The organism is Pseudomonas sp. GW821-FHT04C07 (genome assembly GCF_059420325.1).
In genome coordinates this window covers 347,376-372,755 of the sequence record NZ_JBWKTM010000005.1, presented here as the reverse complement: position 1 = coordinate 372,755, position 25,380 = coordinate 347,376, and the positions used below count along the sequence as shown (strand labels likewise).

26 protein-coding genes and 1 pseudogene are annotated in these 25,380 nt (G+C 59.1%); 10 read left to right on the top strand and 17 right to left on the bottom strand.

All coding sequences use genetic code 11. The features are described from left to right. Positions 1 to 72: 72 nt before the first annotated feature. Together AC07UI_RS12525 and AC07UI_RS12520 are read right to left on the bottom strand one after the other, a co-directional pair. The gene (locus AC07UI_RS12525; RefSeq protein WP_494992766.1) at positions 73 to 435 is read right to left on the bottom strand and encodes a hypothetical protein; all 363 of its coding nucleotides are present in this window, start codon (positions 433 to 435) and stop codon (positions 73 to 75) included. After that, the gene (locus AC07UI_RS12520) at positions 432 to 716 is read right to left on the bottom strand and encodes an Ogr/Delta-like zinc finger protein (RefSeq protein ID WP_494992765.1); all 285 of its coding nucleotides are present in this window, start codon (positions 714 to 716) and stop codon (positions 432 to 434) included. Before AC07UI_RS12520 ends, AC07UI_RS12525 begins: the two co-directional genes overlap by 4 nt. Positions 717 to 1,014: 298 nt before the next feature. On the opposite strand from AC07UI_RS12520, the gene AC07UI_RS12515 reads away from it, so the two are divergent. Continuing rightward, positions 1,015 to 1,449: a helix-turn-helix domain-containing protein gene (locus tag AC07UI_RS12515; RefSeq protein WP_494992764.1), complete on the top strand. Its 435-nt coding sequence runs from the start codon at positions 1,015 to 1,017 to the stop codon at positions 1,447 to 1,449. A 222-nt stretch (positions 1,450 to 1,671) separates the two neighbouring features. On the opposite strand, the gene AC07UI_RS12510 is transcribed toward AC07UI_RS12515, so the two are convergent. The 4 genes and pseudogenes from AC07UI_RS12510 to AC07UI_RS12495 form a co-directional block, all read right to left on the bottom strand. Then, a complete protein-coding gene (locus AC07UI_RS12510; RefSeq protein ID WP_494992763.1) occupies positions 1,672 to 2,031 on the bottom strand; it encodes a putative holin in 360 nt (119 codons plus the stop codon). After that, entirely contained in the window at positions 2,018 to 2,320 is a 303-nt protein-coding gene (locus tag AC07UI_RS12505; protein WP_494992762.1) for a response regulator transcription factor, read from the bottom strand. The genes AC07UI_RS12510 and AC07UI_RS12505 overlap by 14 nt, the downstream gene beginning before the upstream one ends. 135 nt (positions 2,321 to 2,455) lie before the next feature. Next, positions 2,456 to 3,073, bottom strand: coding sequence for a TPM domain-containing protein (locus tag AC07UI_RS12500; protein WP_494992761.1), 618 nt, complete (start codon positions 3,071 to 3,073; stop codon positions 2,456 to 2,458). A gap of 45 nt (positions 3,074 to 3,118) precedes the next feature. Then, positions 3,119 to 3,332: pseudogene (locus AC07UI_RS12495) on the bottom strand (LemA family protein); the annotation flags it as partial. A gap of 225 nt (positions 3,333 to 3,557) precedes the next feature. Between AC07UI_RS12495 and bglX the strand changes: the two are divergent. After that, positions 3,558 to 5,849: a beta-glucosidase BglX gene (gene bglX, locus AC07UI_RS12490; RefSeq protein ID WP_494992760.1), complete on the top strand. Its 2,292-nt coding sequence runs from the start codon at positions 3,558 to 3,560 to the stop codon at positions 5,847 to 5,849. Positions 5,850 to 5,983: 134 nt separating this feature from the next. Here the strand turns inward: bglX and AC07UI_RS12485 are convergent, their stop codons facing one another. The 5 genes from AC07UI_RS12485 to AC07UI_RS12465 all read right to left on the bottom strand — a co-directional run bounded on the left by AC07UI_RS12485 (position 5,984) and on the right by AC07UI_RS12465 (position 10,271). After that, the gene (locus AC07UI_RS12485) at positions 5,984 to 7,141 is read right to left on the bottom strand and encodes a phospholipase D-like domain-containing protein (RefSeq protein WP_494992759.1); all 1,158 of its coding nucleotides are present in this window, start codon (positions 7,139 to 7,141) and stop codon (positions 5,984 to 5,986) included. A gap of 1 nt (position 7,142) precedes the next feature. After that, on the bottom strand, positions 7,143 to 7,733 hold the full coding sequence (locus AC07UI_RS12480; protein ID WP_494992758.1) for a YceI family protein: 591 nt from the start codon (positions 7,731 to 7,733) through the stop codon (positions 7,143 to 7,145). 63 nt (positions 7,734 to 7,796) lie between these two features. Continuing rightward, positions 7,797 to 8,150: an amidase gene (locus AC07UI_RS12475; protein WP_494992757.1), complete on the bottom strand. Its 354-nt coding sequence runs from the start codon at positions 8,148 to 8,150 to the stop codon at positions 7,797 to 7,799. Next, entirely contained in the window at positions 8,147 to 9,244 is a 1,098-nt protein-coding gene (locus AC07UI_RS12470) for a serine hydrolase domain-containing protein (RefSeq protein ID WP_494992756.1), read from the bottom strand. The genes AC07UI_RS12475 and AC07UI_RS12470 overlap by 4 nt, the downstream gene beginning before the upstream one ends. A 151-nt stretch (positions 9,245 to 9,395) precedes the next feature. After that, the gene (locus AC07UI_RS12465) at positions 9,396 to 10,271 is read right to left on the bottom strand and encodes an acyl-CoA dehydrogenase middle domain-containing protein (RefSeq protein ID WP_494992755.1); all 876 of its coding nucleotides are present in this window, start codon (positions 10,269 to 10,271) and stop codon (positions 9,396 to 9,398) included. Between the two features lie 141 nt (positions 10,272 to 10,412). On the opposite strand from AC07UI_RS12465, the gene olsB reads away from it, so the two are divergent. Both olsB and AC07UI_RS12455 read left to right on the top strand, forming a co-directional pair. Then, positions 10,413 to 11,168, top strand: a complete 756-nt coding sequence (olsB, locus tag AC07UI_RS12460) for an L-ornithine N(alpha)-acyltransferase (RefSeq protein ID WP_494992754.1) — start codon at positions 10,413 to 10,415, stop codon at positions 11,166 to 11,168. Then, the gene (locus tag AC07UI_RS12455) at positions 11,168 to 11,962 is read left to right on the top strand and encodes a lysophospholipid acyltransferase family protein (RefSeq protein ID WP_494992753.1); all 795 of its coding nucleotides are present in this window, start codon (positions 11,168 to 11,170) and stop codon (positions 11,960 to 11,962) included. The genes olsB and AC07UI_RS12455 overlap by 1 nt, the downstream gene beginning before the upstream one ends. A 128-nt stretch (positions 11,963 to 12,090) precedes the next feature. On the opposite strand, the gene AC07UI_RS12450 is transcribed toward AC07UI_RS12455, so the two are convergent. Continuing rightward, positions 12,091 to 12,675: an acyl carrier protein phosphodiesterase gene (locus tag AC07UI_RS12450; protein WP_494992752.1), complete on the bottom strand. Its 585-nt coding sequence runs from the start codon at positions 12,673 to 12,675 to the stop codon at positions 12,091 to 12,093. Positions 12,676 to 12,828: 153 nt separating this feature from the next. Between AC07UI_RS12450 and AC07UI_RS12445 the strand changes: the two genes are divergently transcribed. Genes AC07UI_RS12445 through AC07UI_RS12435 form a run of 3 tightly spaced genes read left to right on the top strand, consistent with a single transcriptional unit; the run spans position 12,829 to position 15,393 of the window. Beyond that, positions 12,829 to 13,131 (top strand): ArsR/SmtB family transcription factor, encoded by a 303-nt coding sequence (locus tag AC07UI_RS12445; RefSeq protein WP_494992751.1) that lies wholly within the window; start codon positions 12,829 to 12,831, stop codon positions 13,129 to 13,131. A gap of 25 nt (positions 13,132 to 13,156) precedes the next feature. After that, positions 13,157 to 14,323 carry an MFS transporter gene (locus AC07UI_RS12440; protein ID WP_494992750.1) on the top strand — a complete coding sequence of 389 codons (1,167 nt, stop codon included), beginning with the start codon at positions 13,157 to 13,159 and terminating at the stop codon, positions 14,321 to 14,323. A 20-nt stretch (positions 14,324 to 14,343) separates the two neighbouring features. Continuing rightward, on the top strand, positions 14,344 to 15,393 hold the full coding sequence (locus AC07UI_RS12435) for an alkene reductase (RefSeq protein WP_494992749.1): 1,050 nt from the start codon (positions 14,344 to 14,346) through the stop codon (positions 15,391 to 15,393). A 381-nt stretch (positions 15,394 to 15,774) separates the two neighbouring features. On the opposite strand, the gene AC07UI_RS12430 is transcribed toward AC07UI_RS12435, so the two are convergent. The 4 genes from AC07UI_RS12430 to emhR all read right to left on the bottom strand — a co-directional run bounded on the left by AC07UI_RS12430 (position 15,775) and on the right by emhR (position 18,903). Beyond that, positions 15,775 to 16,404, bottom strand: coding sequence for a CoA transferase subunit B (locus tag AC07UI_RS12430; RefSeq protein WP_494992748.1), 630 nt, complete (start codon positions 16,402 to 16,404; stop codon positions 15,775 to 15,777). 2 nt (positions 16,405 to 16,406) lie between these two features. Then, complete coding sequence (locus AC07UI_RS12425; protein ID WP_494992747.1) at positions 16,407 to 17,105, bottom strand: CoA transferase subunit A; 699 nt, start codon at positions 17,103 to 17,105, stop codon at positions 16,407 to 16,409. Positions 17,106 to 17,224: 119 nt separating this feature from the next. Next, complete coding sequence (locus AC07UI_RS12420) at positions 17,225 to 18,109, bottom strand: DMT family transporter (RefSeq protein ID WP_494992746.1); 885 nt, start codon at positions 18,107 to 18,109, stop codon at positions 17,225 to 17,227. A gap of 161 nt (positions 18,110 to 18,270) precedes the next feature. After that, entirely contained in the window at positions 18,271 to 18,903 is a 633-nt protein-coding gene (gene emhR, locus AC07UI_RS12415) for an efflux system transcriptional repressor EmhR (protein WP_494992745.1), read from the bottom strand. A 252-nt stretch (positions 18,904 to 19,155) separates the two neighbouring features. Here emhR and emhA point away from each other — a divergent pair, with 252 nt between their 5' ends. The 3 genes from emhA to AC07UI_RS12400 are packed head-to-tail and all read left to right on the top strand — an operon-like array spanning position 19,156 to position 24,938. Next, positions 19,156 to 20,313 carry an efflux RND transporter periplasmic adaptor subunit EmhA gene (emhA, locus tag AC07UI_RS12410; RefSeq protein WP_494992744.1) on the top strand — a complete coding sequence of 386 codons (1,158 nt, stop codon included), beginning with the start codon at positions 19,156 to 19,158 and terminating at the stop codon, positions 20,311 to 20,313. A 3-nt stretch (positions 20,314 to 20,316) separates the two neighbouring features. Beyond that, a complete protein-coding gene (gene emhB / locus AC07UI_RS12405; RefSeq protein ID WP_494992743.1) occupies positions 20,317 to 23,481 on the top strand; it encodes an efflux RND transporter permease subunit EmhB in 3,165 nt (1,054 codons plus the stop codon). Next, positions 23,478 to 24,938 (top strand): AdeC/AdeK/OprM family multidrug efflux complex outer membrane factor, encoded by a 1,461-nt coding sequence (locus AC07UI_RS12400; RefSeq protein ID WP_494992742.1) that lies wholly within the window; start codon positions 23,478 to 23,480, stop codon positions 24,936 to 24,938. The genes emhB and AC07UI_RS12400 overlap by 4 nt, the downstream gene beginning before the upstream one ends. Positions 24,939 to 25,115: 177 nt before the next feature. On the opposite strand, the gene AC07UI_RS12395 is transcribed toward AC07UI_RS12400, so the two are convergent. Further along, positions 25,116 to 25,380, bottom strand: a 265-nt coding sequence (locus tag AC07UI_RS12395) for a hypothetical protein (RefSeq protein ID WP_494992741.1), incomplete at its 5' end; no start/stop codon positions are given.

The following is a 25,380-nucleotide window of genomic DNA, read 5'->3' as shown; positions in this document are numbered from 1 at the left end:
GGCGAGGAACAGCAACGCAGGATATGGGCTGCTGGCGCCGAAGTTGACTAACAGAACTAGCCACACAGGCCACTAGGGATCAACCAGTCGCAGCCGACGACTGGCCGGGGAATTGATGATGTGCTTGACGATCAGTCCCACCGGCACCGCCCAGGTGAGGCCGCTGGCCGGGTCAGTGACCACGGCCACGGTTTCCGAGCTGGCGGCGATATCCAGGCGTCGGCGGTCATTGATGGATTTCAGCGCTCCATAGGCATGGCTAACCAGTTTTTCCGCAAGATGCATCGGCACGTTCAATCCTTGCAAGTGTTTCACCGCACGGCAGAACAGCACTTGATCGTCGGTGAGGTCATCGCGTTCATGACGGGTCAAAAATGCCTGGGCCGTGGCCAACAGCTCCGCATTCAGCTCCAGGCTCTCGCCAATGCCGCTCATGCTGACGACTCCATTTCTTTTTCCGCCAGCGGCCTGCTCACCTCCACGGGCCTTGCTGCCCGACGCAGATCGGGCCCTGCGCACGGCAACCTGACGGCCGGGTTGGGCATTCCGCTCGGGGAAAGCTCATGGGTCATCTCGAACTCCGCCCGAACTGACCAGCCGCATGCCTCCGACGTACATTGCAGGTACGCCACACGCAGGAAAATATGTCTGCCTTCGCTGGTTCGAATGCGCATCCGATTCAAACAGTGTGGGCAAACCATTTTGTAGGTACTCATACGTGACTCTCGTTCGTTAGTTGGTGGCAATCAACTGGATCAAACGCAATACTATTTAAAGCATTGGCCGATCCAGCCCGGCCCTGCGGATAACGTTCGCCAGACAAAAGGAAGTGAAACTGGCAGGCGCGTAGTTGGTATGCGTAACGGCTGCGGGAAATTTCCCTGATACTATTAGGAAGTTTCAACATTAAGTTCGTCTGATTCATAGTTGATGGTTGATTACACATACAAAAACATACTCATTACGCATAAATTAGGCACTCAAAACGAATAAGTCAAAAGGAAGAGGCTCAAATTGCGTAGCAAAAAATCACAAGCTGTTCTCACTCGATTAAAACTGGTCACCGGCACGAGCACCGATGCAGCTTTATCTTCAGCGTTGAAAATCAGCCCTCAAACCCTCAGCAGCTGGAAAGGACGTGACAGCACGCCATACGCAATATGCATAGACATCGCACAAACTCGCGGCATTTCCCTTGACTGGCTGTTGCTTGGCGAAGGGCCGATACAGCGGCACGTGGAAACCAACGCCACTGACGTTTCTCAAGAAGACACCACGCGGGAAAATACAATTCTCGCGTTGTGGCGGCAGTTGAACGAAGACGATCAGTCCGCCATACAGAGTGCACTGGAAGAGAAAAGGCGTCTGCGGGATCTGGAACTCAAACTTGCAGAAATCACTTCTACCCTGTCGACTCTCCAATACTCGCTCGACTCGCAAAAGTCATAGAGGCTCACTTCCCTAATGCCAGTCAGTTAAGACATTACGCGAACCGTAGCAGCTGGCGAAGCCTGCGTCCGGCTGCGCAGCAGTCGTAAAACAGTCACTGCGGTATTCCAGACAAATCGTGGAAGCAGGATTTGCGACGGCTTCGCCGCCGGACGCAGGCTTCGGCAGCTGCTACGGGGGACAGCGCTGAACCTGAAATTCCTTAACTGACTGGCATTGGGCTCACTTCCCCCCTTTAAGACGCCGGATAATCTCTCCGAGATTGGCGCCGTCAACCCACTGCATCGCTTTGATGCTGATCGGTATGACCATCAATGCGCACAGGAATGCAGCGACACCACTGGTCAGGAAAGGGGCGAGTGGCAACGTCACCGGGGTGAACAGGTAACCGACGCCAGCGGACAACAACAATGAACCTATACGCTGCCAAGCCTTGAGGTTTTTCCGGGTGGTGGTGACTAACCAGGCCCCAAGGGCCGCTCCGAACAGTGCTTCGCCATCGATCGGCGGCAGTGTCGCTGCAACGCCCAACCCAAGTAGCAGTCCGCTGATGCTGCTGTAGGTCGAATCAGTCATGCTCATGGGCCTCTCGTTCGATGCTACCCATGGAGATAATCCCCAGTTCGATGGCCTTGAGCACTGCCGCGCTGCGCGAGCTGACCGCGAACTTGCGGCGAATATTGGAGAAATGAAAGTTGATCGTGGCTTCTGAGCAACTCTGAATCCGTGCGATTTCCCAAGAGGTTTTCCCTTGAGAACTCCATTGCAGAACTTGCGTTTCTTTAGGCGTCAGCCTGACAGGAGTGTTTTTATCGGCCCCATAAGGCAGACCACGGCAGACGACGGGATCATCCGCTTGACGGTATGACATGATGCAAATTCCCTCTATAGCCGAACGCCTGTGTGCAGAGCGTTCATCAATAGAGAGAGATATTGGATACACGCCTGCCCCCCGGCAACGCACCGAGGTTGTAGCGCCGCAAGGGACAAATCCGGGGGCAGAGGCCTACCTGAGAATCACCAACCTATTTGGCAATTCATTGCGCACATGGGTCACCGGCACATGCACCTTGAGCAGTTCACCGCAGGCTTCGATACAGGTGATGAACCCCTGCAAGGTCTGGCCCTGTTCCACTTGCTGGGTAAAGACGGCGACGATGGCATCCCAGCATTTGTTGTCCAGGCGTTTGGAAATGCCCTCGTCCACCAGGATTTCGACATAACGCTCCGCCTCGCAAACAAAAATCAGCATGCCGGTGCTGCCGACGGTGTGATGCAGGTTCTGTTCGAGGAACTGCCGACGCGCCAGGTTCGAGGCGCGCCAATGGCGTACCGAGCGCGGGATCAAGTGGGTGGTGATCCTGGGGATCCGGAACAGCAGGCAGAGGATGATAAAGCTGACCCACTGCACCAGCAGCAACGTATGCATGTTCATCCAGCCGGACAGGTAGTGCACGACGCCCGGCACGATCAGCGCCAGCAGGCTGGCCCAGAGCAGCGGAATATAGGCATAGTCGTCGGCCCGGGCAGCGAGAACGGTGACCAGTTCGGCATCGGTGTATTGCTCGACCCGCGCAATCGCTTCGGCGACCTTGCGCTGTTCGTATTCACTCAGTAACGCCATGTCTTCGAATACTCATTCATTATTTTTAGTACCGCGAGGATGAAGTCGCGCCACGCTGAAGCGGTTTTCGGTGCCTTCAAGCTGCGATTGCAGGGCCAGAAAGTTCTGGTTGGCCTTTGAGGTCCGGATAGCGCTCGGAAACCGCCATCAAACGGCTGAGGGCGCCGCTCAACTGGTCCTGAGCCTGCTTGAACTGCTTGAATTTTTCCGGGTCGTCCAGAATGCTGGCATCGACCTGGATCGAGGTGACACGCCCTTGCACAACCCTATGGAATGGAACTAGCGACCCTTTACATCGAGCTCTTGGGGCATAATCTACTGCCGCCACTGGATTGCATCGAGCCAATCAGCTAAAAGATGCCCTGCGCGAAAAAGCGTTCAGAAGTGTGCTGCATTTATCCGAACAACAATAGTCGCTCCCTAAATTTTGGCTATCCAGCGCGTTTCAACTGCGACTGCTTATAAGCCAGCGAGAATAATATTCATGAAGAAGTTGTGTTTGCTGGGCCTTGTTATCAGTCTGGCCAGTCACTCTGTATTGGCCGACACAAATCCCGCCCCCATTGAGAACAAGGACGCCTTCATCGCCAACCTGATGAAGCAAATGACCCTCGATGAAAAGATCGGCCAGTTGCGCCTGATCAGCATCGGCCCGGAAATGCCCCGCGAGATGATCCGCAAGGAAATCGCTGCCGGGCGCATCGGTGGCACGTTCAACTCGATTACCCGTCCGGAAAACCGTCCGATGCAGGACGCGGCGATGCGCAGCCGGCTGAAGATCCCGATGTTCTTCGCCTATGACGTGATCCACGGTCACCGGACGATCTTCCCGATCAGCCTGGCCCTGGCCTCGAGCTGGGACATGGACGCGATTGGCCTGAGCGGGCGCATCGCCGCCAAAGAAGCCAGTGCCGACAGTCTCGACATTACCTTCGCGCCGATGGTCGACATCTCCCGCGACCCACGCTGGGGCCGCACCTCAGAAGGTTTCGGTGAAGACACCTACCTGGTGTCGCGCATTGCCAAAGTCATGGTCAAGGCCTTCCAGGGCGCTAGCCCGAGTGCAGCGGACAGCATCATGGCCAGCGTCAAACACTTTGCCTTGTACGGCGCGGTCGAGGGCGGTCGCGACTACAACACCGTGGACATGAGCCCGGTCAAGATGTACCAGGACTACCTGCCACCCTACCGTGCGGCCATCGATGCCGGTGCCGGCGGAGTGATGGTCGCCCTGAACTCGATCAACGGTGTCCCCGCCACCGCCAATATGTGGCTGATGCAGGACCTGTTGCGCAAAGAATGGGGCTTCAAGGGCCTGGCGGTCAGCGACCACGGGGCGATTTTCGAGCTGATCAAACATGGCGTCGCGCGCGACGGTCGCCAAGCCGCGAAGCTGGCGATCAAGGCCGGCATCGACATGAGCATGAACGACACGTTGTATGGCCAGGAACTGCCGGGGCTGCTGAAGTCCGGAGAGATTGCCCAGAGCGATATTGATAACGCGGTGCGTGAAGTGTTGGCCGCCAAGTACGACATGGGCCTGTTCAAAGACCCGTACCTGCGCATCGGCAAGGCCGAAGACGATCCGGCCGACACCAATGCCGAAAGCCGCCTGCACCGCAGCGAAGCCCGCGACGTGGCCCGCCGCAGCCTGGTGCTGCTGAAAAATCAGGGTGAAACCCTGCCGCTGAAAAAGACCGCCAAAATCGCACTGGTCGGCCCGCTCGCCAAAGCGCCGATCGACATGATGGGCAGTTGGGCCGCCGCTGGCGTGCCGGCCCAGTCAGTGACCCTGTTCGACGGCATGACCCGCGCGCTTGGCAATCAGTCGACGCTGATCTACGCCCGTGGCGCCAACATCACGTCTGACCAGAAGGTCGTCGGTTACCTGAACTTCCTCAACTTCGATGCCCCGGAAGTGGTGGACGATCCGCGCTCGGCAGCGGTAATGATCGATGAAGCGGTCAAAGCCGCGCAACAGGCCGATGTGGTTGTGGCTGCGGTCGGCGAGTCCCGCGGCATGTCCCACGAGTCTTCGAGCCGCACCGACCTGAACATCCCGGCCAGCCAGCGCGAGCTGATCAAGGCCCTCAAAGCCACCGGCAAACCGCTGGTGCTGGTGTTGATGAACGGCCGCCCGCTGACCATTCTCGACGAGAAGGAACAGGCCGATGCGATCCTCGAAACCTGGTTCGCCGGCACCGAGGGCGGCAATGCGATTGCCGACGTGCTGTTCGGCGACTACAACCCGTCCGGCAAGTTGCCGATCAGCTTCCCGCGTTCGGTGGGGCAGATCCCGACTTACTACAACCACCTGAGCATCGGCCGTCCGTTCACTCCGGGCAAGCCAGGCAACTACACCTCACAGTACTTCGACGACACCACCGGCCCCCTGTACCCGTTCGGTTATGGTTTGAGCTACACCGACTTCAGCCTGTCCGATATGGCGCTGTCGGCCACTACCTTGAACAAGACCGGCAAGCTCGACGCCAGTGTGAAAGTTAAAAACACCGGCAAGCGCGATGGCGAAACCGTGGTGCAGCTGTATATCCAGGATGTCACCGGCTCGATGATCCGTCCGGTCAAGGAGCTGAAGAACTTCCAGAAAGTGATGCTCAAGGCTGGCGAAGAGAAAGTCGTGCACTTCAGCATCGAAGAGAACGACTTGAAGTTCTACAACACCCAGCTGAAATTCGCGGCCGAGCCAGGCAAATTCAACGTGCAGATCGGCCTGGATTCCCAGGACGTAAAAGAACAGAGTTTCGAGTTGCTGTAAAACCGCGACAGGCCTTGGATCGTTCCCACGCTCTGCGTGGGAATGCAGCCCGTGACGCTGCGCGTCACATTCAAGAGCGGACGCAGAGCGTCCGGTGAGGCATTCCCACGCGGAGCGTGGGAACGATCATGTGGTCACCCCCGTCGATCCAGCAGATTCACGACCAAGCGATCCACCCAACCCCAAACTCTTTGTTTGACCCGTCGCCACAACGGCCGGTTTCTCCACGCCTCAAGGCTGACAGCCTGGCTCTGGGCAAAGTCCGCCTCAAAACTCGCCGCCACCGCACGCGTCAGCTCAAGATCGAGCGCCTCCAGATTGGCTTCCAGATTGAAACGCAAAGTCCAGTGATCGAAGTTGCACGAACCGATGCTCACCCAGTCGTCGATCAAGACCATTTTCAGATGCAGGAAGCACGGCTGATACTCGAAGATCTTCACGCCAGCCCTGAGCAGACGTGGGTAGTAGCGATGCCCGGCGTAACGCACTGAGGGGTGATCGGTACGCGGCCCGGTGAGCAGCAGGCGCACATCGATACCGCGCGCTGCGGCTCTGCGCAACGAGCGGCGAACTTTCCAGGTCGGCAGGAAGTACGGCGTCGCCAGCCAGATGCGGCGCTGCCCGCTGTTCAAGGCGCGTACCAGCGATTGCAGGATGTCCCGATGCTGACGGGCGTCGGCATAAGCCACCCGCCCCATGCCCGGAGCGATCGCCGGTACACGGGGCAGCCGTTGCAGACCGAAGTTCGAGGCCGGTTTCCAGGCCCGGCGGTGACGGTTGGCGACCCATTGGCGGTCGAACAGCATCTGCCAGTCGAGCACCAACGGGCCGACGATTTCCACCATCACCTCATGCCATTCGCTGGTGTCCTCGCCCGGGGTCCAGAACTCATCGGTGACACCCGTGCCACCCACCACTGCCAGGCTTTGATCGACCAACAGCAGCTTGCGGTGATCGCGGTAAAAATTGCGCACCCAATGTCGCCAGCTCAACCGATTGTAGAAACACAGCTCGACACCGGCCTCCATCAATCGGCTGCGCAAACTCAAGGTGAAGGCCAGGCTCCCGTAGTCATCGAACAGGCAGCGCACGCGAACGCCGCGTTCGGCCGCCTGTACCAGCGACTGGACCATGGCTTCGGCGCAGGCTCCGGCCTCCACCAGGTACAACTCAAGCTCCACCTGGCGCTCGGCCCGCGCAATCGCCACCAACATGCGCGGGAAGAAACCCGGCCCGTCGATCAGCAGTTCGAAGCGATTGCCTTCGCGCCAGGGGAATACCGCGCCGCTCATGTCAGCGCGCCGCGAAAATCAGCACCGCACCCACCGGCACCGAGAGACTGATCGCCGACAAATCGGCAGCTTTGCGCAATGTAATCAGGCCCGGTGCCAAATCGAAGTCTTCGGCATTGAGCACCAGCGGCTCAAGGGTGACCACCTGAAAACGCCGGTCATCAAGCCTTGTGGCCAGCAGTTCGGCGTTGTAGCTCTGCTCCTTGCCGTGAAGCTTTACGGTCAGCGGTAACCGTAGTTCGAGCTGCGCACCGGGGGCGAGGTCTTTGATCGGCAGCAGATTGATTTGCGCGGTGATCAGCGCCTGCGGGAATGTCTTGATCTCGAACAGATCCTTGCGCATGCGCTCATCGCGTAGCGCATTCGCGCTATTGACCGACTCCAGCTCGACCTGTACTTGCGTCATGCCCGTGTCATCAACCTTGCCGTGCAGCGCCAGAAAGCGCTGAACTTCAGAGATATGGGCGTTCCTGGTGGTGACAAAGGACAGTCGTGAAGACTCGCCATCCAGATACCAGTCGGCGTGAGCAGGCAGGGCCGCGCAGGCCGTCAGCAGCAAAGTGCACAGTTTGAGTAACGAAGCGTTGGGCATAACAACTCATGGGCAAATAAACCTGAGTTGAACCTTAACCATACTCGCCGAACTTGCAAACTTTCATGAGCCCGGCAACCGATCAGCCTGTGGCAGCAACCGGCAACCCTGGCGCGTGCCTATCCAGCCAGCGGTGTGGGTTCGGCCCATGCCGCTGGCCGTCACACGCTTGCTCGCCGCATCATCAAAAAAACCGCTGATGGGCAAATATTGCTTCACATAGGCAGTGCAATACTGGGTCGGATTGTTCATCACATAGCGACAGGAGCAGTACTCCTTGGCGGTGTAAGCGCCAAGGATGTCGGGGAACGCCTGCAATGCCTCCCGTTCCTGCCAGCCCCAGCCGAGCGACGCCAGAACCAGCAAAATCAGCACACTGCTGAACGGTCTGCGCCGGACAAACCCGCGGCGGCTCATGGCAGCACCTGTGGGGTAAAAGCGGCCAACGCACGTTTGATCAACTCGTTGTGCTGGTAACTGCCATCGCGATCATCAGCATAACGCACGATCACCAGGTTCTCGCTGGGGATAACATACAGCGCCTGCCCCCAATGGCCCAGTGCGGCAAAGGTATCGGCCGGAGCATCCGGCCAGGGTTTGCCTGCACCCTCCACCGCACGATTGAGCCACCACTGGCCTCCGGGCACAACGTCGTCCTGCTTCGCTTGATAGTACGCAAAAGGCTGGCGATTGAACTCGACCCACTCCTTGGGCAACAACTGCCGATCGCGCCAACGACCGTCGCGCTGCATCAACAGACCGACTCGTGCCAGATCACGCGCGGTGAGGTAGCAATAGGATGAGGCGACAAAAGTACCGCTGGCGTCGGTTTCCCAAATAGCGTTGCGAATGCCCAAGGGTTCGAACAACCCGGTCCACGGATAGTCCGGATACTTTGCGCCGAGCAGGTTTTTCAGTGTGGCGGACAACAGATTGCTGTCACCACTGGAGTAGCGAAACACCTGCCCAGCCGCGCTGAGCTCAGCACGTTCGGCAGTGAACGCTGCCATATCGCCGCGACCCAGGGTGTACAGCATGGCCAGCACCGATGACTTCAACGGGGCGTATTCATAGTCTTCCTGCCAATCCAGGCCAGACGCCCAGTGCAACAGGTCGGCCATGGAAATCGCCGGATGCTTTTGCAGCGGCGGATAGAATTTCGCCGCAGGGTCCTGCAACGCAAAACGTCCCTCGCCATAAGCCACGCCCAACACGGTGGCCATCAGGCTTTTGCTGATGGACCACGTGAGATGCGGCGTATCGACGGTGGTCGGCCCGGCATAGCGTTCGTAAATCAGCTGACCGTCGCGGATTACCAGCAAGGCATCGGTGCGGATGCCTTTATGGGTAGTGTCGTCGCGGGTCTCAAAGGCGTAATCCTCCAGGGTTTTAAGCGCCAGACCGGTGACCTGAGGGCCTTGGGACCATTGTTCGGCAGGCCAGTTTTCGGCAATAGCCTGATGGTTCACAAACAGCAGCAGCGCGAGGAGCAGCGTCAAACCTTTGGGCATGGCAGGCACTCAGGGGATGAACCTGCTGAGCATAGTCGAGATAGATGACAGTTTTGAAGGTGAATACCGAGGACCCTTGGCTGCAAAAAAAAACCGTAGCAGCTGGCGAAGCCTGCTGCTACGAAAAGCGCGCGTTCTCAAGTCCTCCGTTTCAACCCGCCAACGCCTTGGCCAGCCGTTTGGCCCGCGCCACAGTGGCCAGGTCCAGCAGCGCCCGATCACGGTTCCACAGCTCAGCCCACTCCGGCGGGCCATCGTTGAACGCTTCGTTCAGCTCAGGCTTGAGCGAATCAAACTGTGCGAACAAACCACCCAGCAAGATATGCCCGGCATTTGAACCCGGGCTGTGCCGACTGACTTCGGCACACCCGGCCAGCAGCGCCAACAGCCGCAATTGCAGGCTCTGCGGCCAGTCGCTGTCGTGACCGACGCCATACAACCAGGCGCTCATGGCACTGAGCACATAGATGTCTTCCAGGGTACGGAACGGTTTGACGTAGGCGTCCCAACCGTCCCCGGCGAGCAATTCGCACTGGGCATAGTCGAGAAACAGACGGCCGTGGCTGATGTCCGGCATCAACGCGATGGCCGGTAATTTTTCCAGACGTACACCGGGCTCTCCGGGGTAAACCACCGCCAGACTCAAACGCGGTGGTTCATCCGGCCCTTCGCAGCGCGCGGCAATCAACAGCCAGTCCGCGGCATCGCCGGCCGTGACGAAATCCTTACGCCCGCTCAGTCGCAGGCCATCGAGACGGGTCTGCATGTCTGACGGTCGCAGGCTGCGCTGCTCGGTCGCGCACAAGGCACCCAGGCTCGGCGGCGCACTGGGCCAAAGCATGCGCAACGCTGCCTGGTAGCCCACCAGAAACGCCAGCCCCGGCGTTGCCATCAATCGACCACCGCGCACCGCCAGCTCGAACGGCGTCACGTTGCCCAACTTGTGTAACAAAGCCGCATAGCCTTCAGCCAGATCCGGACCGGCGGGCAACCGTGTGCAGCGGCTCAACAGGGCTTGCCAAGGCATAAGAGGTTCCTCAAAGGGCTGTCATACAAGCATCACCAAAGCTTCATGGCGATGACACCGGGGCTACATAGCCTGACTTTGCACAACAAAGTCGATCGGCTGCAACCCAAGATGGGTCAGTAGCCCGTAAGGAGATTCGCAATGACTCAGATCGCCCGCATCAGCGACACCGGCAATGAACGCCGCCTGCAAGCCGAACGCCTGATCGGTACCGAGGCATTGCAGGAAGCCCAGGCCTTGCGCTTCAACGTTTTCAGCGGCGAATTCAACGCCAGGTTAAAAGGAGCCGAGTTCGGTCTGGACATGGATGACTATGATGTTCACTGCGCCCACATCGGTGTACGTGACCTGAACACCGGCCGTCTGGTTGCCACCACTCGCTTGCTCGACCATCAGGCCGCCAGCAGCCTGGGGCGCTTCTACAGCGAAGAAGAATTCAGCCTGCACGGCCTGGTGCACCTCAAAGGCCCGATCCTGGAAATCGGCCGCACCTGCGTTGATCCGGCGTATCGCAACGGCGGTACCATCGCCGTGCTCTGGGGCGAACTGGCTGAAGTGCTCAACCAGGGCGGTTACAGCTACCTGATGGGTTGCGCCAGCATCCCTATGCAGGACGGCGGGATTCAGGCCCAGGCGATCATGCAACGGCTGCGCGAACGCTACCTGAGCACCGAACACTTGCGCGCCGAACCGAAGAAACCGCTGCCGCCCCTCGACATCCCGTCCAACGTAATCGCCGAAATGCCGCCACTGCTCAAGGCTTACATGCGCCTTGGGGCGAAAATCTGCGGCGAACCCTGCTGGGACGAAGACTTCCAGGTCGCTGACGTATTCATCCTGCTCAAGCGTGACGAGTTGTGCCCGCGTTACGCACGGCACTTCAAGGCGGCAGTCTGATGAGCCGGTTGCGGGTGTACGCACGGATTGCGCGGGTGTTGCTGGTGGTCGCGCTAGGTTTGAGCATGGCCAGCCTGTTCGGCTTTTTCGAGCGCATGGGCATCGCCAACTCCATGGTCCGGCGTCAGCGCTGGTCACGGTTTTTCATGGCGCGGCTGAGTAATGCCCTGCCCTTCCGTGTGACCGTTCAGGGGGAACTGCCGCAGCAACCAATGCTATGGGTCAGCAACCATGTGTCATGGACCGACATTCCGTTGCTCGGCATGCTGACTCCGCTGTCCTTTCTGTCCAAGGCTGAAGTGCGTACCTGGCCGGTCGCCGGCTGGTTGGCGGCGAAGGCTGGCAGTCTGTTTATCCGTCGCGGCTCGGGCGACAGCCAGTTGATCCGCAAACAGATGAGCCGTCATCTGGAGCAAGAACATCCGCTGCTGATATTCCCGGAAGGCACCACCACAGACGGCCGTTCGCTGCGCACCTTCCATGGCCGCTTGCTGTCTGCCGCCATCGACGCCGACGTGGCCTTGCAACCGGTGGCCATTCGGTATTTACGTGATGGACAGATCGATCCATTGGCACCCTTCATTGGCGACGATGACCTGCTGTCACACCTGATGCGCTTGTTTGCCAATGATCAGGGCGAGGTGGAAATCCACCTGCTCAAACCGATTGCCTGTCACGGTCAGGAACGTGCTGCATTGGCCTTTCAGGCGCAGCAAGCGGTGCAAAAAGCATTGTTTGATGAGGTCGCTCAACCTGCAGAACCGCGCCGTACCGGTGACCTGATCGCTGCCTGACCCCCGCGTCTGTAGGAGCCGAGCTTGCTCGCGATGGGATCGCCACGGTGTATCAGCCCAACCGAGGTGTCCGCATCGCGAGCAAACGAACGTCGCCCGACCCTTCCCACACTAGATCATCGCTGCGCTCAAGAATGTATTCGCAATTGTTCTTGTGAGAACGCCTGCAACTCTGGATAGAACACCCGAAAATCCTCACTCAACGGCTCATACAACTTTTCCAGTTCCTGCATGGCGCCAGCCAGTTCCTCGGGGCGCGACAAGCGCCGCGAGATACCCCGGAGCACTTGCTCCAGTACCGCAAAATCACGATACGAACCCAGCCAGTCATGGGCCGCCATGTGCGGCGCAATTTCCGCCAGGCGCCCTGGCAACCGGGGTTCAGCGGCCAGCACCCGATAAACGTCTGCAGTGAAACTGTCCAGCGGACGGTCGGTATACAGCTGCCAGTCCCGCGCCAGGCAATGGTCGAAGAACACGTCCAGCACGATTCCAGCGTAACGCCGCCGTGTCAGCGAAAACCGCGATAGCGACTGGCCGACCAGCGGGTGGCGATCGGTGAACATATCGATATGCCGATGCAGCGCAATGGCCGCCTCGATCTCCGGATCGAACTGCCCTTGCAGCCGGCCTTTGACGAAATCGCCATACAGGCTGCCGAGCAGTTGACCCGGGCGCTGACCGCCAAGGTGTAGGTGTGCGAGATAGTTCATAGAGCGCAGCTTAGCACCAGGCGCTGATATCGTTATAACCCGATATATCGATTTACGCTGATCTCAGACCAAAGTCATATTTGTATATCGCGAAATAACGATTTAAAGTTCGCTCCATCGCGATATAACGTTTTACCCACCCCGAGCACTGCCATGACCATCGACCTCGACGAAATAATAAAAGCCCTGGCGCACCCAGTACGGCGAGACATTCTCAACTGGCTGAAAGACCCGAAAGCTCAGTTCCCCGATCAAATCCACCATCACGAGTACGGCATCTGTGCCGGACAAATCGATCAACGCTGCGGCCTGTCGCAGTCGACCGTGTCCGCTCACTTGGCGACCTTGCAGCGTGCGGGGCTGATCACCAGCCAGAAAGCCGGTCAGTGGCACTTCTTCAAACGCAACGAGGATGTGATTCAGGAATTCCTGCGCACCATCAGCAAAGAGCTCTGACCCGGCACTTTTAAAAGGATTAAACATGCCCCTCTCGCTACTCATCCTGGCCCTGAGTGCCTTCGCCATCGGCACCACCGAGTTCGTCATCATGGGCTTGCTGCCCGATGTGGCGGCCGACCTCGGGGTGTCGATTCCCGGCGCCGGCTGGCTGGTGACCGGCTACGCCCTGGGCGTGGCCATCGGTGCGCCGTTCATGGCGCTGGCCACCGCCAAACTGCCACGCAAGGCCGCACTGGTAGCGTTGATGGGCATCTTCATCGTCGGCAACCTGCTCTGTGCCCTGGCCAGTGACTACAACGTGCTGATGTTCGCCCGGGTCGTGACGGCCCTGTGTCACGGCGCCTTCTTCGGCATCGGTTCGGTGGTGGCTGCCGGCCTGGTACCCGCCAACAAACGCGCCTCGGCCGTGGCCTTGATGTTCACCGGCCTGACCCTGGCCAATGTGTTGGGCGTACCGCTGGGCACTGCTCTGGGTCAGGAAGCCGGCTGGCGTTCGACCTTCTGGGCAGTGACGGTTATCGGTGTGATCGCGCTGATCGGCCTGATCCGTTTCCTGCCAGCCAGACGCGATGAAGAAAAACTCGATATGCGCTCGGAGCTGGCCGCCCTGAAAGGTGCCGGGATCTGGTTGTCGCTGAGCATGACCGCGCTGTTTGCGGCGTCGATGTTCACCCTCTTCACCTACGTTGCACCGCTGTTGGGTGACGTCACCGGTGTTTCGCCCAAGGGCGTGACCTGGACCCTGCTGTTGATTGGTCTCGGGTTGACCGTGGGTAACATCATCGGCGGCAAGCTGGCGGACAAACGCCTGGCGACCACGCTGATCGGGGTCTTCATCTCGATGGCGGTGGTCTCGAGCGTGTTGAGCTGGACCAGCGTCGCGCTGATCCCGACCGAAATCACCCTGTTCTTCTGGGCCTGCGCCTCGTTCGCCGCCGTTCCGGCCCTGCAAGTGAACGTAGTGACCTTCGGCAAGGCCGCACCGAACCTGGTGTCGACCCTCAATATTGGCGCCTTCAACATCGGCAACGCCCTCGGCGCCTGGGTCGGCGGCAGCGTCATTGCCCACGGTTTCGGCCTGACCAGCGTGCCCTTGGCCGCTGCTGCACTGGCGGTCCTCGCACTGCTGGTGACCCTGATTACTTTTCGTCAGAGCGGCAATGCCGAGCTGGCCCCAGCTACCAACTGATCATTAAGAGGGTTGTATCCATGGCAACTATTTTCGATCCAATCAAACTCGGCGACCTCGAACTGCCGAACCGCATCATCATGGCACCGCTGACTCGCTGCCGCGCCGATGAAGGCCGTGTGCCGAACGCGCTGATGGCTGAATACTATGTTCAGCGCGCCTCCGCCGGCTTGATCCTCAGCGAGGCCACTTCGGTCACGCCAATGGGCGTCGGCTACCCTGACACCCCGGGCATCTGGTCCAACGATCAAGTGCGCGGCTGGAGCAACGTGACCAAGGCCATTCACGGCGCTGGCGGGCGGATTTTCCTGCAGCTGTGGCACGTCGGGCGAGTTTCCCACCCCTCTTACCTGAATGGCGAAACACCGGTCGCCCCGAGCGCCATTCAGCCCAAAGGCCATGTCAGCCTGGTTCGTCCGCTGTCCGACTACCCGACGCCACGCGCACTGGAAACCGCTGAAATCGCCGACATCGTCGACGCCTACCGCGTGGGCGCCGAGAACGCCAAAGCCGCCGGTTTCGACGGTGTGGAAATCCACGGTGCCAACGGTTATCTGCTCGATCAATTCCTGCAAAGCAGCACCAACCAGCGCACCGACAACTACGGTGGCTCGCTGGAAAACCGTGCACGGCTGATGCTCGAAGTGACTGACGCAGTAATCGAAGTATGGGGCGCTGGCCGCGTCGGCATGCACCTGGCGCCACGGGCCGACTCCCACGACATGGGCGACGAAAACCCGTCAGAGACCTTCAGCTACGTCGCTCGGGAACTGGGCAAACGTGGCATCGCCTTCATCTGCTCGCGCGAGAAAGAAGGCGTCGACAGCCTCGGCCCGCAGCTCAAAGAAGCGTTCGGCGGCCCATACATCGCCAACGAACGTTTCACCAAAGACAGCGCCAATGCCTGGCTGGCCAGCGGCAAGGCCGATGCGATCGCCTTCGGCGTACCGTTCATCGCCAACCCGGACCTGCCAGCGCGCCTGAAAGCCGATGCCGAACTGAACCAGGCGCATCCTGAAACCTTCTACGGCAAAGGCCCGGTCGGCTACATCGACTACCCAGTGCTGTAAACAAAGCGCCTTAAACCAAAAAGCCCCGACTTTGATCGTTCCCACGCTCTGCGTGGGAACGCCTCAATGGACGCTCTGCGTCCGCAGTTGGGACGCGGAGCGTCCCGGGCTGCATTCCCACGCGGAGCGTGGGAACGATCATTTCAGCCGCTACCGGTCTTTTTGCAGGCACATTCCGGGAAAGGGGAGAGCAGCCCCCCAAACGCAAAAAGCCCCGACTCGAAAGAGCCGGGGCTTTTTGTTGGCAAAGCAATTTGCCTGGAATGTACTCGCCCCCCCTGTAGGAGCGAGGCTTGCCCGCGAAGGGAGCGATGCGGTCTGCCTGACCTACCGCGTTACCGTTCATCGCTGGCAAGCCAGGCTCCTGCAAAGAGCCGTCGATCAAGCGCTGATCGGGCACCCGGTCGCCGCTTGCAGTTCTTCCAGGCTCACACCCGCCGCCAGCTCCACCAGTTTCAGGCCCTGCCCGGTCACATCCAGCACCGCCAGATCAGTAATGATCCGGTCCACCACACCGACGCCGGTCAGCGGCAAGTCGCAGCGTTTGAGCAGTTTGTGGCTACCGCCCTTGGCGGTATGTTCCATCAATATCACCACGCGCTTGACCCCAGCCACCAGGTCCATGGCGCCGCCCATGCCTTTGACCATTTTGCCAGGGATCATCCAGTTGGCCAGATCGCCGTGTTCCGACACCTGCATGGCACCGAGAATCGACAGATTGATGTGGCCGCCACGGATCATCGCGAAGGAGTCGGCACTGTTGAAAAAACTGCTGCCAGGCAAGGTGGTGATGGTCTGCTTGCCGGCATTGATCAGGTCAGGATCGACTTCATCTTCAAGCGGAAACGGACCGATACCGAGCAAACCGTTTTCGCTCTGCAGCCAGACGTCCATGCCTTCGGGAATATAGTTGGCCACCAGTGTCGGCAAACCGATACCGAGGTTCACGTAGAAACCGTCCTGCAATTCTTGAGCGGCGCGCTGCGCCATTTCTTCACGAGTCCAGGCCATGATCAGGCGCTCCGCATAGTGCGTTGTTCGATGCGTTTTTCAGGGGTGGCGTTGAGCACCAGACGCTGCACGTAGATCCCCGGCAAGTGGATCTGGTCGGCATCCAGTTCGCCTGTCTCAACAATCTCTTCCACTTCGACAACACAGACTTTCGCCGCCATGGCGGCCAGCGGGTTGAAATTGCGGGCGGTCTTGTTGAACAGCAGATTGCCCGACTTGTCGGCCTTCCAGGCTTTGACCAACGCCAGGTCGGCACGCAGCGAACGCTCCATCACGTACCACTCGCCATCGAACTCACGGGTTTCCTTGCCTTCGGCCACCAGAGTGCCGTAACCGGTCTTGGTGAAAAACGCCGGTATACCCGCACCACCAGCGCGGAGCTTTTCCGCCAGAGTCCCTTGCGGGGTGAACTCCAGTTCCAGCTCGCCGGCCAGGTACTGCCGCTCGAACTCTTTGTTCTCGCCGACGTATGAGGAAATCATCTTGCGGATCTGCCGGGTGGTCAGCAGTTGACCCAATCCGAAACCATCGACCCCGGCATTGTTGCTGATCACCGTCAGCCCGCTCTTGCCGGTGTCACGCAAGGCGGCGATCAAGGCCTCAGGGATACCGCACAACCCAAAGCCACCTACCGCAAGGGTCATGCCGTCTTCGACGAGACCTTGCAGGGCGGATTCTGCACTCGAGTAAATCTTGTTCACAGGTTTTTCCTCGAATTCACCACGACCCGCAGGCATGCGGACGCGGCCTGTTTGCTCTGGTCGGGAGGAGCCAGGACCATCAGCCACCACCCCTCCCCCGATTCGGCTGCCTCGTCAGCTTAGCCCCTGCGCTGCCCCCAGGCCACGGCAAGACCGCTCAGGCAAATCACTGCAATCCCGATGATGCCGAAGATGTCCGGCGTATGGTCAAAGATCAGGTAGCCGTACATTCCGGCAAACAGAATCTGCCCGTAGCTGAACGGCGCGAGCATCGCCGGGGCGGCATGGCGAAAGGCCTGGGTCAGCAACATATGGCCAAGCATGCCGCAGGTCCCCAGACCGATCATGAACAGAGCGTGAACCAGCGTTGGCGTGCTCCAGAAAAATGGCAGCAGCGCGCTCATGATCAACGAGTTGAGAATACCGGTAAGGAAGTTGCTGGTAGTCGGGCTGTCGATGCCGCTGAGTTTGCGGGTCAGCAGTTGATAGAAGCCAAAACACAGCGCCGAGCACAGCGGCAGGAAAATCGCCGGCGTGAACAGTGCCCCGCCCGGCCGCACCACGATCAGCACCCCGACAAAACCGGCCAGCACCGCCAGCCATTGGCTGCGCGTGACCTGCTCACCCAGCAACGGGACGGACAACGCGGTAACCAATAAAGGCGCGAGAAAGTTGACCGAAGTGGCTTCCGCCAACGGGATATAGCGCAAACCTGTGGTGAAGAACAGGCTGGTGCCAATCAGGCACAGGGCGCGAAGCAACTGCAAACCCGGGCGTTTGGTGCGCACCACTGCCGAAAAACCAGTGCGCGGCACGAAGATCACCAGCATCAACAGCGTGTGCACCACATAACGTGCCCACACCACCATGACGATGGGGTAAAACACCGACAAGTACTTGGCCAGCGTGTCGTGACTTGCAAACAGCAAAACCGCCAGGCAAATCAGTGCGATTCCTCTGATCGGCTGCTCAGCTCCGTTGAACAACGGGGTGTTTACACTCATTCACACACTCGCACAATTTTCCTACAAAATACGTAGCTCGCTATCTATCAAGATATAACCAGCACGTATATAAAAGCACCCCATCGAAACAAGGCAAACGCAGGATCGATCTTCGCTCGCCTTAAGTGTTGACACAACTGGTCTCAATTACGCATTTTGTCTTAATTGCGCAAGCTCGGACTCCAGCGCAGCATGTCCAACCCGGTATCGACCCAACGCTCGGCTTCTGTGTGCAGTTCAAAACCGTCAGGAGCCAGAAGCCACTTGTAAAGGATGCCGTTGATGAATGCATGCATGCTGATCGCTGCGCGGGCGGTATCCAGATTCTCGGGAAGCTGCCCACGATTCACCGCATTACGCAACGCCAGGCCGATACGCACATTGCAATCCAGGCTGGCGACGCGGCGCTGCTGACGCAGATCGCACATTTCATCGGTGAACTCGCACTTATGAAACAGAATCTCATTAATGCGTCGGGTCTTCGGGTCTAGGGCAACTTGATGAAACAAATGAATCAGCAGCTTGCGCATGCAACCCAACGGGTCGAGCTCCTCTTCATTTTCACTGGCCTTGGCCATCTCATCCAGCGGCTCATGCAAAGTGTCGAGCATGGCCTGAAGCAGATCCGCCTTGTTACTGAAATGCCAATAAATGGCCCCGCGCGTGACGCCAGCCAGCGCCGCGATATCCGCCAGCGTGGTACGCGCCACACCACGCTCATAAAAGGCTTTCTCTGCCGCTTCGAGTATCTGGCTACGGGTTTCCTGAGCTTCCTCTTTGGTACGACGGACCATGGCAGTACAACCTCAATCAGGGTGCCTCAGACGGCACCGGACCTTAATCTGAGCTTAATAGCGGGCGGCGATTGTTATGCCTTCCCCAACCTACAATTCGTGCTTTGTAACAGCCCGGGTACGCGCCCCGGTATTTACAAACAACCATGAACGTAAGTATATTAATTAGCAAGCTACTTATCTACCCAGCGCACATTTTTTACCTTTCCACTTTTCTTGTGCGCATTTCGCGCGCCTGACCCGAGGATTTTCATGCAATTCAAGCCAGTTGTTACCGCTCTGGTCACTGCCGTCGCCCTGGCATCGCTGCTTGGCGGATGCAAAAAGGAAGAGGCGGCACCTGCCCCACAAGTCCCTCAGGTCGGCGTAGTGACCCTTCAACCCCAGGCCTTCACCCTGACCTCCGAACTTCCTGGCCGTACCACGGCCTACCGCATGGCGGAAGTCCGCCCTCAGGTCAACGGCATCATTCTCAAGCGTCTGTTCAAGGAAGGCGGCGACGTCAAAGCCGGCCAACAGCTGTACCAAATCGATCCGTCGGTCTATGAAGCCACCCAGAAAAGCGCCGAAGCGAACCTGCAGTCGACCAAGTCGATTTCCGATCGCTACAAACAACTGGTCAGCGAGCAAGCCGTAAGCCGTCAGGAATACGACACTGCCGTGGCCAATCGTTTGCAATCGGAAGCAAGTCTGCAAAACGCACAGATCAACCTGCGTTACACCAAAGTGCTAGCGCCACTCTCAGGCCGTATCGGTCGCTCTTCGGTCACCGAAGGTGCACTGGTCAACAGCGGCCAGGCCACCGCCATGGCGGTGATTCAGCAACTCGACCCGATCTACGTCGACGTCACTCAGTCGTCGGTCGAGTTGCTTGAGCTGCGCCGCGAACTGGAAAGCGGTCGCCTGCAAAAGGCCGGCGAGAATGCGGCCATGGTCAAGCTGACCCTGGAGGACGGCAGCCAATACAAACCGGAAGGCAAACTGGAGTTCTCCGAAGTCTCGGTCGACGAAACAACCGGTTCCGTGACCCTGCGCGCGGTATTCCCGAACCCCGACCACACTCTGCTGCCGGGCATGTTTGTCCATGCGCAGTTGCAGACTGGCGTGAACGCCGCGGCGATTCTCGCTCCGCAACAAGGCGTGACCCGTGACCTGAAAGGCACCCCCACCGCTCTGGTGGTTGGCCCGGACAACAAAGTCGAGCTGCGTCAGCTCAAGGCCAGTCGGACAGTCGGTAGTCAATGGCTGATCGAGGATGGCTTGAAGGCGGGCGATCGGCTGATTACCGAAGGCCTGCAATTCGTCAAACCTGGCGTTGAGGTCAAGGCCAGCGAAGCGACCAACGTTGCGGCGAAAAACCCGACCACTGCGCAGGCAACAAACAAAGCTGCAGGCGGCAAAGGGGAGTAAACCATGTCGAAATTTTTTATCGACCGTCCGATTTTCGCCTGGGTAATTGCTCTGGTGATCATGTTGGTCGGGGCTCTATCGATCCTCAAATTGCCGATCAACCAGTACCCGAGCATCGCGCCACCGGCGATCGCCATCTCCGTTGCCTACCCAGGCGCTTCTGCACAAACCGTGCAGGACACCGTGGTTCAGGTCATTGAGCAGCAGCTCAACGGTATCGACAACCTGCGTTATGTGTCATCGGAAAGTAACTCCGACGGCAGCATGACCATTACCGCGACCTTCGAGCAGGGCACCAACTCCGATACCGCGCAGGTTCAGGTCCAGAACAAACTGAACCTGGCCACCCCGCTGCTGCCGCAAGAAGTGCAACAGCAGGGCATCCGTGTCACCAAGGCAGTGAAGAACTTCCTGCTGGTCATCGGTGTGGTCTCGCAAGACGGCAGCATGTCCAAGGACGACTTGTCCAACTACATCGTCTCCAACATGCAGGACCCGATCTCCCGGACCGCAGGTGTCGGTGACTTCCAGGTGTTCGGTGCCCAGTACGCGATGCGTATCTGGCTAGACCCGGCCAAGCTGAACAACTTCAACATGACGCCGGTGGACGTGAAGACCGCCATCGCTGCGCAGAACGTCCAGGTGTCGTCCGGGCAACTCGGTGGCTTGCCAGCCGTTTCTGGCCAGCAACTGAACGCAACCATTATCGGCAAGACTCGCCTGCAAACGGCCGAGCAGTTCAAATCCATCTTGCTGAAGGTCAACAAAGACGGCTCGCAAGTGCGTCTGGGTGACGTGGCCGATGTCGGCCTTGGTGGTGAGAACTACAGCATCAGCGCCCAGTTCAACGGCCGGCCGGCCTCCGGTCTGGCGGTCAAACTGGCCAACGGTGCCAACGCTCTCGATACCGCAAAGGCCTTGCGCAAGACCATCAGCGACCTGGAACCCTTCTTCCCTGAAGGGATGAAAGTGGTGTTCCCGTACGACACCACTCCAGTGGTGACCGAGTCGATCAAGGGTGTGGTTGAAACCCTGGTCGAAGCGATCGTGCTGGTGTTCCTGGTGATGTTCCTGTTCCTGCAGAACTTCCGCGCTACCGTTATCACCACGATGACTGTGCCGGTTGTGTTGCTGGGTACCTTCGGGATCCTCGCGGCCTTTGGCTTCAGCATCAACACCCTGACCATGTTCGGTATGGTGTTGGCCATCGGCTTGCTGGTGGACGATGCCATCGTCGTGGTGGAAAACGTCGAGCGGGTAATGAGCGAGGAAGGACTGTCGCCCAAGGAAGCCACCAAGAAGTCCATGGGGCAGATCCAGGGCGCACTGGTCGGTATTGCGCTGGTGCTATCGGCAGTACTGCTGCCCATGGCGTTCTTCAGTGGCTCGACCGGGGTGATCTACAAACAGTTCTCGATCACTATCGTTTCAGCCATGGCGCTGTCGGTAATGGTCGCCCTGATCTTCACCCCGGCGCTGTGCGCAACCATGCTCAAGGCCATTCCAAAAGGTGAGCACGGCGCACCTAAGCGCGGTTTCTTCGGCTGGTTCAACCGCAACTTCGACCGTAGCGTGAAAAGCTACGAGCGCGGTGTCGGCAACATCCTCAGAAACAAGGCTCCGTACCTGCTGGCTTACGTGATCATCGTGATCGGTATGGTCTGGTTGTTCGCCCGTATCCCTACTGCGTTCCTGCCGGAAGAAGACCAGGGCGTACTTTTCGCTCAGGTGCAGACCCCGGCCGGCTCCAGTTCCGGACGAACTCAGGTGGTGGTCGACGAGATGCGCGAATTCCTGCTGCGCCCAAGCGCGCAAGGCGGTGAAGGCGACGCCGTCAACTCGGTGTTTACCGTGACCGGCTTCAACTTCGCCGGCCGTGGCCAGAGCTCGGGTATGGCATTCATCATGCTCAAGCCATGGGGCGAACGCTCTGCAGAAAACAGCGTGTTCAAGCTGGCTGCCCGGGCTCAGCAGCACTTCTTCACCTTCCGTGACGCGATGGTGTTTGCCTTCGCGCCACCGGCAGTACTGGAGCTGGGTAACGCCACCGGTTTCGACGTGTTCTTGCAGGATCGCGCCGGTATCGGTCACGACAAGCTGATGGCTGCACGTAACCAGTTCCTGGGTATGGCAGCGCAAAGCAAGGTACTGTCGCAGGTGCGCCCGAACGGCCTGAACGATGAACCGCAGTACCAACTGACCATCGACGATGAACGCGCCAGCGCCTTGGGCGTGACGCTGTCAGACATCAACAGCACCCTGTCGATCGGACTGGGCAGTAGTTATGTCAACGACTTCATCGACCGCGGTCGGGTGAAGAAGGTCTACATCCAGGGTCAGCCCGGTGCCCGCATGAGCCCCGAAGACCTGAAGAAATGGTATGTGCGCAACAGCGCCGGCACCATGGTTCCGTTCTCGGCCTTCGCCAAGGGTGAATGGATCTACGGCTCGCCGAAGCTGGCCCGTTACAACGGCGTCGAAGCCATGGAAATCCTCGGTGCCCCGGCGCCCGGCTACAGTACCGGTGAAGCCATGGCCGAAGTCGAAGCCCTGGCCAAGAAGCTGCCGGCCGGTGTCGGTATTTCCTGGACTGGCCTGTCCTACGAGGAGCGTCTGTCCGGCTCGCAAGCGCCGGCGCTGTATGCGCTGTCTCTGCTGATGGTCTTCCTCTGTCTGGCAGCGCTGTACGAAAGCTGGTCGATTCCGATCGCGGTCATGCTGGTGGTTCCGCTGGGGATTATCGGTGCCCTGCTCGCCACGAGCTTGCGTGGCCTGTCCAACGACGTGTACTTCCAGGTGGGCTTGTTGACGACCATCGGTCTGGCATCGAAAAACGCCATTCTGATCGTCGAGTTTGCCAAGGAATTGCATCATCAGGGACGTAGTCTGACCGATGCGGCCATTGAAGCCTGCCGGATGCGTCTGCGGCCGATCATCATGACTTCGCTGGCATTCGTGCTCGGCGTGGTACCACTGGCAATCTCCACAGGCGCAGGTTCGGGCAGCCAGCATGCAATCGGTACCGGGGTAATTGGCGGCATGATCACCGCCACTGTTCTGGCGATCTTCTGGGTGCCGTTGTTCTTCGTCACAGTGTCCTCCTTAGGCCGCAGAGAAAACGTGGACGAACTGGACACCATTGAAACTCAAACCGAGGCTAGCCAATGAGCAAGTCGCTACTTTCCCTGGCAATTACCGCGTTCGTGCTCGGTGGTTGCTCGCTGATACCCGATTATCAGCAGCCAGAAGCACCGGTCGCGGCGCAATGGCCGCAAGGTCCAGCCTACAGCCCTACGGAGGCCGCCAACGTGGCGGCCGCTGAACAAGGCTGGCGGCAGTTTTTCCATGACCCGGCACTGCAACAGCTTATTCAGACCGCACTGGTGAACAACCGCGATCTGCGCGTTGCGGCCCTGAACATCGACGCCTTTGCGGCTCAATACCGCATCCAGCGCGCCGACTTGTTCCCGGCCGTCTCGGCGACCGGCAGCGGTAGCCGTCAACGTACTCCGGCGCGCCTGTCGCAAACCGGCGCAGAACACATCACCAGCCAGTATTCGGCGACTCTGGGCGTCAGCGCCTATGAGCTGGATTTGTTTGGCCGCGTTCGCAGCTTGAGCGAACAAGCCTTGCAAACCTATTTCTCCAGTGAAGAGGCCCGTCGCAGTACTCAGATCAGCCTGGTGGCCAGCGTGGCCAACGCCTACCTGACCTGGCAAGCCGACAAGGAACTGCTGAAGCTGACCGAGACCACCCTGGGTACATACGAGGAGAGCTACAGACTTACTGCGCGCAGCAACGAAGTCGGTGTGGCCTCGGCCCTCGACCTGAGCCAGTCGCGGACCTCCGTAGAGAACGCACGAGTGCAATTGGCGCGTTATACCCGCCTGGTAGCACAGGACGAAAACAGCCTGGCGCTGTTGCTGGGCACCGGGGTTCCGGCCAACCTGCCAGGCGGTCAGCCGCTGGCTGGCGACCTGCTGAGTGAAGTACCCGCCGGTCTGCCTTCTGACCTGCTGCAGCGTCGCCCGGACATCCTTGCAGCCGAACACAAGCTCAAGGCTGCCAACGCCAACATTGGCGCGGCACGGGCAGCGTTCTTCCCGAGCATCAGCCTGACCGCCAACGCCGGCACGCTGAGCCCGGATCTGTCCGGTCTGTTCAAAGGTGGTTCGGGGACCTGGTTGTTCCAGCCGCAAATCAATCTGCCGATCTTCAATGCCGGCAGCCTGAAAGCGAGCCTGGATAACTCGAAAATCCAGAAAGACATCACCGTGGCACAGTACGAAAAGTCCATCCAGACCGCCTTCCAGGAAGTCTCCGATGGCCTGGCCGCACGCCAGACCTTCAACCAACAGTTGCAGGCCCAGCGTGATCTGGTCAGTGCCAACCAGGCTTACTACCGTTTGGCCGAGCGTCGCTACCGGATCGGTATCGACAGCAACCTGACCTTCCTCGATGCCCAGCGCCAGCTGTACAGCGCGCAGCAAGCATTGATCACTGACCGTCTTTCGCAGCTGGTCAGCGAGGTCAATCTGTACAAGGCCCTCGGTGGCGGCTGGAACGAACAAACCGCGCAGAACGAGCCGATCAAGGAAGAGGCGCCGAAGCTCAAGCTGCTCTGAAAGCCTGAGTAAGGATCGCTGAGCGCTCCTTGATGAGTAAAAAATCCGGAGCCCGATAAGGGCTCCGGATTTTTTTTGCCTGTTCCACAGGATTCGAGCGCTAACTCTCGTAGCAGCTGACGAGCTTGCGAGGCTGCGTTCGACTGCGAAGCGGTCGTAAATCAGACAACACGCTCTTCAGGTAAACCGCGCGCACAGGTTTTGCGAGGACTTCGTCCTCGAACGCAGCCTCGCAAGCTCGGCAGCTGCTACGGCGCCCGGACAAGCACTCACAGCGTGTTTGAGATCGTTGACGAGGCATTCACTGCCGAATCGTGTGGAGCCTGCCTGGCACACCGCACAGGAGCGTTTACCGGCATCCCACACGATGCCAAACCCTTTCATAAAAAGCGCACAAAAAAAAACGCCCCAAGCCGTGAGGCTTGGGGCGCTTTTCATGTTT

What these genes read in the sequence shown, in the direction of transcription:
- bglX (WP_494992760.1), top strand. Translation starts at nt 3,558, where the DNA reads ATGAAGAAGTTGTGTTTGCTGGGCCTTGTTATCAGTCTGGCCAGTCAC.
- emhR (WP_494992745.1), bottom strand. Translation starts at nt 18,903, where the DNA reads ATGGTCCGTCGTACCAAAGAGGAAGCTCAGGAAACCCGTAGCCAGATA.
- AC07UI_RS12430 (WP_494992748.1), bottom strand. Translation starts at nt 16,404, where the DNA reads ATGGCCTGGACTCGTGAAGAAATGGCGCAGCGCGCCGCTCAAGAATTG.
- AC07UI_RS12485 (WP_494992759.1), bottom strand. Translation starts at nt 7,141, where the DNA reads ATGAGCGGCGCGGTATTCCCCTGGCGCGAAGGCAATCGCTTCGAACTG.
- AC07UI_RS12500 (WP_494992761.1), bottom strand. Translation starts at nt 3,073, where the DNA reads ATGGCGTTACTGAGTGAATACGAACAGCGCAAGGTCGCCGAAGCGATT.
- AC07UI_RS12470 (WP_494992756.1), bottom strand. Translation starts at nt 9,244, where the DNA reads ATGCCCAAAGGTTTGACGCTGCTCCTCGCGCTGCTGCTGTTTGTGAAC.
- AC07UI_RS12465 (WP_494992755.1), bottom strand. Translation starts at nt 10,271, where the DNA reads ATGCCTTGGCAAGCCCTGTTGAGCCGCTGCACACGGTTGCCCGCCGGT.
- AC07UI_RS12455 (WP_494992753.1), top strand. Translation starts at nt 11,168, where the DNA reads ATGAGCCGGTTGCGGGTGTACGCACGGATTGCGCGGGTGTTGCTGGTG.
- AC07UI_RS12480 (WP_494992758.1), bottom strand. Translation starts at nt 7,733, where the DNA reads ATGCCCAACGCTTCGTTACTCAAACTGTGCACTTTGCTGCTGACGGCC.
- AC07UI_RS12445 (WP_494992751.1), top strand. Translation starts at nt 12,829, where the DNA reads ATGACCATCGACCTCGACGAAATAATAAAAGCCCTGGCGCACCCAGTA.
- AC07UI_RS12520 (WP_494992765.1), bottom strand. Translation starts at nt 716, where the DNA reads ATGAGTACCTACAAAATGGTTTGCCCACACTGTTTGAATCGGATGCGC.
- AC07UI_RS12475 (WP_494992757.1), bottom strand. Translation starts at nt 8,150, where the DNA reads ATGAGCCGCCGCGGGTTTGTCCGGCGCAGACCGTTCAGCAGTGTGCTG.
- AC07UI_RS12510 (WP_494992763.1), bottom strand. Translation starts at nt 2,031, where the DNA reads ATGAGCATGACTGATTCGACCTACAGCAGCATCAGCGGACTGCTACTT.
- AC07UI_RS12420 (WP_494992746.1), bottom strand. Translation starts at nt 18,109, where the DNA reads ATGAGTGTAAACACCCCGTTGTTCAACGGAGCTGAGCAGCCGATCAGA.
- emhA (WP_494992744.1), top strand. Translation starts at nt 19,156, where the DNA reads ATGCAATTCAAGCCAGTTGTTACCGCTCTGGTCACTGCCGTCGCCCTG.
- AC07UI_RS12525 (WP_494992766.1), bottom strand. Translation starts at nt 435, where the DNA reads ATGAGCGGCATTGGCGAGAGCCTGGAGCTGAATGCGGAGCTGTTGGCC.
- AC07UI_RS12435 (WP_494992749.1), top strand. Translation starts at nt 14,344, where the DNA reads ATGGCAACTATTTTCGATCCAATCAAACTCGGCGACCTCGAACTGCCG.
- AC07UI_RS12450 (WP_494992752.1), bottom strand. Translation starts at nt 12,675, where the DNA reads ATGAACTATCTCGCACACCTACACCTTGGCGGTCAGCGCCCGGGTCAA.
- AC07UI_RS12505 (WP_494992762.1), bottom strand. Translation starts at nt 2,320, where the DNA reads ATGTCATACCGTCAAGCGGATGATCCCGTCGTCTGCCGTGGTCTGCCT.
- AC07UI_RS12400 (WP_494992742.1), top strand. Translation starts at nt 23,478, where the DNA reads ATGAGCAAGTCGCTACTTTCCCTGGCAATTACCGCGTTCGTGCTCGGT.
- emhB (WP_494992743.1), top strand. Translation starts at nt 20,317, where the DNA reads ATGTCGAAATTTTTTATCGACCGTCCGATTTTCGCCTGGGTAATTGCT.
- AC07UI_RS12440 (WP_494992750.1), top strand. Translation starts at nt 13,157, where the DNA reads ATGCCCCTCTCGCTACTCATCCTGGCCCTGAGTGCCTTCGCCATCGGC.
- olsB (WP_494992754.1), top strand. Translation starts at nt 10,413, where the DNA reads ATGACTCAGATCGCCCGCATCAGCGACACCGGCAATGAACGCCGCCTG.